The 8,631-nt window shown below is 35.7% G+C and carries 1 protein-coding gene; it reads left to right on the top strand.

Annotated features, from left to right (window positions below; translation table 11 throughout):
* Positions 1-102: 102 nt before the first annotated feature.
* Positions 103-8,631, top strand: an 8,529-nt coding sequence (locus tag ACKI2W_RS02495; protein WP_407378953.1) for an Ig-like domain repeat protein, incomplete at its 3' end; no start/stop codon positions are given.

Consider the following 8,631-nt stretch of genomic DNA (forward strand, 5'->3'; position numbering starts at 1 on the left):
TATAAATATGTAATTTTCAATTTAAATTTTATAATTTTCATTTTTAATTGAAAAACATATTTAATTGAAATTTGCATTAAATTGGTAGTATAGATGGTAACTATGAAGAAGAAATTTTTATTTATTTCTATATTGTTAATGGTGGTTTTAAGCATTGGTGCAGTCAGTGCAACTGCTATTGACAATGAACTTGATTCAAATTCGGATATTTCTATATCAAGTGATATTGACTTGGATGTAGAAAGTGATGGATTTGACTATGTCTGTGATGACATAGGTACGAATGACTCCGATAGCTCCTTACTGGGGGTTAGCGAAGATGAAGAAGGATTGATTGGTGATGGTCAATTCACTAGAGTCGAATTTAAAGATGAGGTTGATGGTGTGATTACTTTCATGAAAGCCGAAAACTGGGAACCTGGAAGTGAAGGGGACTGGGATAGTTATGGGTATCAATATTCTAAAATCTATTTCAATGTCTATGATGAAAATGATAATGTGATTAAATTGGATTCATATAACTCTGATTTTGATTTTAATGGAAAAGATGCTATGAACGAATATTTCTCATTTATGCCTCCATGGGATAATGGTGGTGATGGTGTCATTGATGATTATCAATATATTAAGTTTGATGATTGTATGATGTTTACCGATCAATACAGTTTAAATGTTTTCACAGGGACATATGATTTTGTTCTTTGTAATGCAGATAGATCATTTTCTCAAAAAGTAACATTGGTCTTAATGGAACCGAGAAAATTGGATGCTACAGTAACAATAACTGATGTTATAACTGTCGATATTTCAACAAATGACGGTCCTGCTAATTTTACTGTTTATGTGGCTGATGAAAAAGTTGCTAATGGTACTGTTGGTGAAGATGGCAAGTCTTCTGTATCATTTGAAAAAATATTCGGTTCTAATACTCTTAAAATCGTTCAGGATGGTGTATATGCAACAGGATTAACATATGAACAAACCATTTATGTTCCAGAAGAATTACCTGGAGGATTTTGGGATTTAGATTCAAAAATTAGAAATAGTGCTGTCATTGATTTAGATTATAATTTTACTTTATATCCTGCCGAATATGGATTATATAAAGATGGAATCAATGTAAACAATGACATCACTATTAACGGTAACAATCATGTTATCAATGGTACTGATTTGGTAAGAATATTCAACATAGGTAATAATTCTAATGTTATTTTAAAAGATTTAATCATTTCTGATGCTTATGCTACTTCAGGCCATGGTGGTGCTATTTATTTAGGCAGCGGGACTCTTACAGTAGAAAACTGTACTTTCATTGATAATGTATTGTATGAGGGTCAAAAGAATGGTGGTGCTATTTATGCTGAAGATAGAACTACTTTAACAATTAAAGACTCTTTATTTAAAAATAATACAAACAAGGCAACTCCTAAAGATGATTGGTATTATGGTGCTGATCAGTATGGGGGGGCTGTTGCTTGTGGTGATTATGTAAATTTTAATGTAGTCAACACTCAATTCATTGAAAATAAAGGTGACAATAATAATGAACGTGGAAGAGGTGCTCGTGCTGGTGCAATTTATTCAATTGGTTCAAACTCCAATAATAATATAATTAATTGTACTTTCATAAACAACACTGCATCTAATGGTAACGGAGCTATTTATACCCGTAATGCCAATATTACTGGTTGTATATTCGTAAATAATTCTGCAGACAATGATTGGCCTACAATTTACTATGAAGGTAACGGTAAAGGAACTATCTCATATAATATATTTAAAGATAATTCTTCCGCTCAAATCAGGTTAAGAAATAACGCGGCTAATGTTGCAGAAGAATACAACTGGTGGATTACCAATAATCCTGAAAATTTGGTTAGAATTGAAAATACTCTTTCCACACCTAAAAAATATCTCAGGTTAGAAGCATATAATGAAGGTGAAACCATATATGCAGGATTTATCAGAGACTCTGATAATAATGCAATACCTGATATCGATGCATTGCCTGTAAGGCAAATCATCTTTGAAGGTAATGTTGACAATACTGAACTTGAGTTAACTCATGGTATAGCTACTGTCACATACACTTCACCAATTACTGGTGAAAGTAGCATTAATGCAACAGTCGACGGCTACACTATAAATTATACTCTCTCTGCAGGTACTATTGATAGTATTGATGTATTATTCGTTGAGAATACTACTGTACGTAACAATGGTACTATTGTAATTTCTGTATCAGGTAATAATGGACCTGTTGACGGTACATTAGCAGTATACCTTAATGGTACAATGTATGAAGTCCCTGTTGTAAAAGGTGTTGTCATTGTTAATAAGGGTGATGAATTAATAGGTGGAATCTATGATATCTATTATGAATACTTAGGCAGCCCTAATTATGCACCTACCCTTAAAAAAGAAAAATCTGATTCCAAATTTGAAATTGAAAAAAGGGATGTTGAAATAACTTACAGTATTAATCCTGATAATGGTTATATCACATATGCAGTTAAAGATTCTGAAATGAGTGTCAGTGGGTCTGTTACCTGTAATTTAGATAATGGCTGGTCTAGAACATGGGGTTCTACTAGTGGTACTACAAACCTTGATAGTAGTTTAAGCAATGGAACTCACGGAATAAATCTTACTTATAGTGGAGATAACTACCATAATGCAAAACAATTAGTTGATACATTTGATGTAGTTAAATATATTCCACCATGTATTATTACTCAAGATGGGGGTAAATTCACATTTAACTTTACAAGTGAATTAAGCTATGGTGGTAGAGTTTCTGTTGATTTTGTTGGTCCAAATTCATTTTCACAAAATTACGGCAATCTACAAAGGGATGGTGTAGCAAGCGTTGATGTTACTAAAAAATTAATGAACGGTTCTTACACTTTAACCGTACATTTCACCAGCTCTAAATATAAATATGTAAGTTATGATTTTAATTACTCTTTTGATATTTTAAAACATAATGTAACTAGCATGACTATTTCTCCTGAACAACCTACAAAAACCGTCAATACTGTTCTTCCGGTTACTATAACCATTACTGTTGAAGATGGTTATCCTATTCCAACAGGTAAGGTTTCAATTCCGACAGGTAGTGAACCATGTACTGGTAAGTTAAATGAAAATGGTGTTGTAACGATTGACTGGGTAAACCGTGCAGATAAGATGGGTCCTGAAGTGAAAACTATTACCTATGAAGGTGACATTAATTATGATCCATTTTCAATTGAAGTTACTTTTGTTTGTGATCCAACCGGTTTGGATGTCAAACTAACAAGCAATGGAAACAATGTAACCTTAACATTCAACGACAAATACGGTCATGACAACAACGGTGTCGTACATGTTTATGATTATGATGAATATTTAGGTAATGTCACAGGTAATGACGGATTCCCTGAATTCAAGATAAATGATTTGGATTCTGGTGCACATTATTTCACTGTTGTCTGGCAAAACAATAATGGAAACAATTACACATCCTCAAAAAGTATTGTCATAAACAGGACTCCTGGAACTTCCCAATGGGTAACTACTGGTTTTGATAATAAAAACAGTGGAAATCCTGATTATACTCGTCCAGTAGATGATGTATATGTCCTTTGGAGCAATGATCAATCCATTAACATAACAAAATATCCTAACAATATTAGGAAAGAATATACTGGTGAAATTACAAGGATTGTTGAAGCCACATACTCTCCATTAATAGGTTCTGACGGACTTATATTCCTTAATGACGGTTATCTTGTCTATGTATATGATATGGAAGGAAATGTTTTATTCAGTAAAGCTCCGGGTAGAAAAGTGCCGGGCATTGGTCTTTACAATGACAGTATTGTAATGGCTGAACGTACCGATGATGAAATTGTCATCTATGATTTCATAACAGGCGAATCCTATTCTGGTACATTCCAATGGGTTTCATGTTCAATGTACTACCCTGTTGAAGGACCTGACGGAAGAGTCTATATAGTTTCCGAATATAATAATATGGCGAATAATGGTAATTGGATAACTGTTATAGATTATACTGAAGGTTATAACTCCTATTACAGTAACACTAACAAATTTAACTGGAATGCAGCATATATAGACACTGAAGCTATTGCACCTCCTGTATTTGATGATGAGGGCAACATGTGGGTAGCTACTAAAGGTGGTATTCGTGCAGTTAACATTTATTCTGGAGCTAAAATATTTTCAGACTCAAAAATATCCACTAATGCAAGACCTGCAATCAGTGATTCAAATATCGTATTCTACTTAAGTAAAGAAACTGAAAATTCACTTTATGCATTAACCGCTGAAGGTTATTTATGGAACACTACAGTTTCAGGTACTGTTGGAACAACTTTAGCTATTGACAATGAAAACGGATTCGTATATTCAGTCAACAAGGAAGGTAAATTGTATAAATACGACATCAATAACGGAACTGAAACCTTTGTCTATGATTTAGGTGCAAAAGCTAAAAGCATAATCGTTGACGGTGACAGTAAAGTCTATGTCGGTGATACTAATGGATATGTAACTGCATTGGACAGTGAAGGCAATTTATTATGGGCTATCAATTTAGGTGCTCCAATTGCTGGTGGATTAGCTATGAACAATGAAGGTATAATCTATGCATACACTAATGACACTCTCTTCGCATTAGGTTACAGAGATCCAATCTCCATTGAAGTAACCGTTCCTGAAGGTAACTACAAAGCATTCGATAATGTCACAGTAACCGCAACCTTGAATGAAACTGTTGAAGGTAATGTTACTTTCACAATCAATGGTAAAAACACTACTGTAGCTATTAACGGAACTGTTGCAGAATTAACTACTACTATTCCTGGTGGTAACCAAACTATCGTTGCTACTTTCGAAGGTAATGACGCATACATGCCTGCAACTGGTAATGCTACTGTGGATATTGCTAAATTGGATGTTGAATTTGAAAACGTTCCTGAAGGGGATGTTATTGAGCAAGGTTCAAGATACATTTTCTATTACAATATTATTTCCAATGGTGTTAATGTCACAACAGGTACTACTAAAGGTATTGATGAAAATGGCAAACAATATACTGCAAATTGGAAATACTATGCTAATATGGGTTGGCAAGCTAGAATTACAAATATTGCTGCAGGTAATCATACTGTAACTATTGTCTACAGTGGTGATGATACTTATAATGCTGCTAACAAAACATTCAGTTTAGTTGTTCTTCCTAAAGTAACTCCAACTGCAACTATTGATGATGATGCAAATGAAATTACTGTGGATGTTACTATTTCTGCTGATGATGCTACAGGTAAATTTACTGTAATTGCTAACAATGAAACTATTGCTGAAGGCACTATTGAAAATGGAACTGGCAGTGTTACTTTCGCTAAATTAGCACCGGGAACTTATGATATTATTGTTGCATATGAAGGTGATGATAATTATCTTGCTAACAATGGAACTGTTTCAATTAAAATCCCTAGAACTTCACAATGGCCTAGTGTAGGTGGAAACCCACAAAACTCAGGCATTGCTAACGCTACCCGTGAAGATGGTGTTTCAATCATATGGGAAGCTGCTTTAAACGGTGATTTACGTTCCTCTGCTATCATCGACGGATTAGGAAATATTTATGTAAATGACGGATCTAAAATCTATTCATTCACAAGCAATGGTACTTTAAGATGGTCTGGCGGAATCGGTTCCGCTGGTATTGCATTATACAAAGATGAGTTAGTACTAGCTCCACAATATCATAACGCTATGATGATTTACAATGCAACCACTGGTGCAGCTATCAATGGAAACTTCTGGTCTGCTTCAAGTAATTTCGCTCCAATCACTGGTCCTGATGGAAGAATCTATACTCCAACTGATTACGGATATCCTGCTGACGGTCAAGGATGGTCAGGTAACTACTGGATAAGTGTTTTAGATGAAACCGGAAGTGACTGGGAACCTTACGGATTCAACTTGTTCCTTGTTGAAATTACTGGTGTAGGATATGGTTCACAAGCTCTTAAAGCTTCCCCATCATTCGATAGTTTAGGATACATCTATGCTAACACAGTAAAAGGTTTCAAAATAGTTAACATTGCAACCGGTGCAACTGTATTCAGTGACACCAACATTAATGGTGTTGGAAGACCTGTTATTGATTCAAACAATATTGCATACATTTTAGATGCTACTTTAAACGGTATTTATGCAATCAGTACAGAAGGTATCTTATGGAATGCTACTGTAAGTGATGCAATCGGCACTACTCTTGCTGTTGACAATGAAAATGGATTCTTATATGCTGTAAACGCAAATGGAACTTTATACAAATATGATACTACTGACGGTAGTGAAAGCTTAGTATATGAACTCAACTCCACTGGTGTAAGCATCATTCTCGATGCTGACAGTAATGTATATGTAAGCACTGCTGCTGGTGATGTTGTAGCTGTCAGTGCTGACGGTGAATTATTATGGACTATCAACTTAGGTTCCAAAGTAACCGGTCAGTTAGCTATGGACAACAATGGTATAATTTACGCTGTTGCTGATAAAACATTATACGCATTAGGATTTGACTCAAACTTAACTGTTGACGGTGAAAATGTCACAGTATTTGACAATGAAATCATTACTGTAACAATTTCCGCTGAAGGTAATGTAACTATCTCATTCAATGGTGAAGAAACTGAAGTTCCTGTTGAAAATGGTACCGCAACTTTAGATTTAGGAAAATTACCTGCTGGTACATACACTGTATCTGTAACTTACGATGGTGACGGTATTACATACGGTCCTGCATTTGCTGAAACCACTTTCGAAATCATCAAAGCTGACGTAGAAATCACTGAAGACATTGTTGCTTCCGTTGAAAATTCAACCTTAACCTTAACTTTACCTGAAGATGCTACTGGTATTGTTTTAGCTAAAGTTGACGGTAAAGGATACTATGCTGAAGTTGAAAACGGAACTGCTGTAATTGAAATCCCTGCATTAGCTGCTGGTAATTACACTGTTGATATTACCTACTTAGGTGACGACAACTATAACAATGCTTCTCTCACAACAGAATTAGAAGTTCCTGAATTATTAGATGCAGAACTCGAAGCTGATGTTGATGAAACAGTCATTACTGTAAACATCAATGAAAATGCAACAGGTAAAGTTATTGTAACTGTTGGAAACGATTCTTACATCAAAGATGCAAGTGAAGCTCCAATCACTATTGACGTTGCAGATTTACCTGCTGGAACCTATGATGTAACTGTTGAATACTTAGGTGATGAAAACTTCCTCGATGCTGCAGTAAACACTACTGTAACTGTTCCGGAAGTTGTTCCTGAAGATGCTAATGTTACTGTTGATGTTAATGATACTGAAGTGTCTGTTGAGTTGCCTGAAGATGCTACTGGTTATGTTGTTGTTAGTGTTAATGGTACTGATTACTTCTTTGATGCTGGTGATGATATTGCTTTGGATTTAAGTGATCTTGCTCCTGGTGAATATCCTGTTGAGATTGCTTACTCTGGTGATGATAAATATGCACCTGCAACTGCAAATACAACTGTGACTGTTCCTGAAGTTGTACCTGAAGATGCTAACGTAACTGTTGCTGTAAACGACAGTGATGTATCTGTTGAGCTTCCTGAAGATGCTGAAGGTTATGTTGTTGTAAGTGTTGGTGATAAGAAATACTACTTCGATGCAGATGATGAAATTGCTTTAGATTTAAGTGATCTTGCTCCTGGTGAATATCCAGTAGAAATTGCTTACTCTGGTGATGATAAATATGCACCTGCAACTGCAAATACAACTGTGACTGTTCCTGAAGTTGTCCCAGAAGATGCTAACTTAACCGCAGATGCTCAAAACACTACTATTACTGTAACTGTAGCTGAAAACGCTACCGGTAACATTTTAGTTGACGTTAACGGTACCGGTTACTTTGCTCCTATCGAAAACGGTCAGGCTACTGTTGAAGTTATCGGATTGGATGAAGGAACTTATGACGCTGTTGTAACTTACGACGGTGACGACACTTACGCACCAGCTAATACAACTGTTGCTGTAACTGTTCCTGCAGCTCCTAAAAACGAAACCGATGTTGATCCTGAAGCTAACGTAACAGCTTCTGAAGATGCAATTGAAATCGAATTGCCTGAAGACGCTACCGGTTACATGCTTGTTGACGTTGACGGTACAGGTTACTATGTTCCTGTTGAAAACGGTACTGCAAGTTTCGAATTACCGGAATTAGCTCCTGGTAACCACACTGTAAGCGTTACCTACACTGGTGATAAGAAATACGCACCTGCAAACACAACCGAGACTATTGAGGTTCCAGCTCCTGAGGAAACTATCATTTCCGAAGACTTGACTAAAGTTGAAAAGGCTCCTCAAAGATTTGTCGCTACATTCCTTGATGAAAACGGCAATCCTTTGGTTAACGCTAGTGTTACATTTGATGTAAACGGTGCAGCATATACCAGAACTACAAATGCTAACGGTTCAGCTTCAATCGCTATCAACTTGATTGCTGGTAACTACACAATTACTTTAACCAACCCTGCTACCGGTGAGGTTAAAACCAATAACATTACTGTGTTA

The organism is Methanobrevibacter sp. (assembly GCF_045603845.1).
Classification (GTDB): domain Archaea; phylum Methanobacteriota; class Methanobacteria; order Methanobacteriales; family Methanobacteriaceae; genus Methanocatella.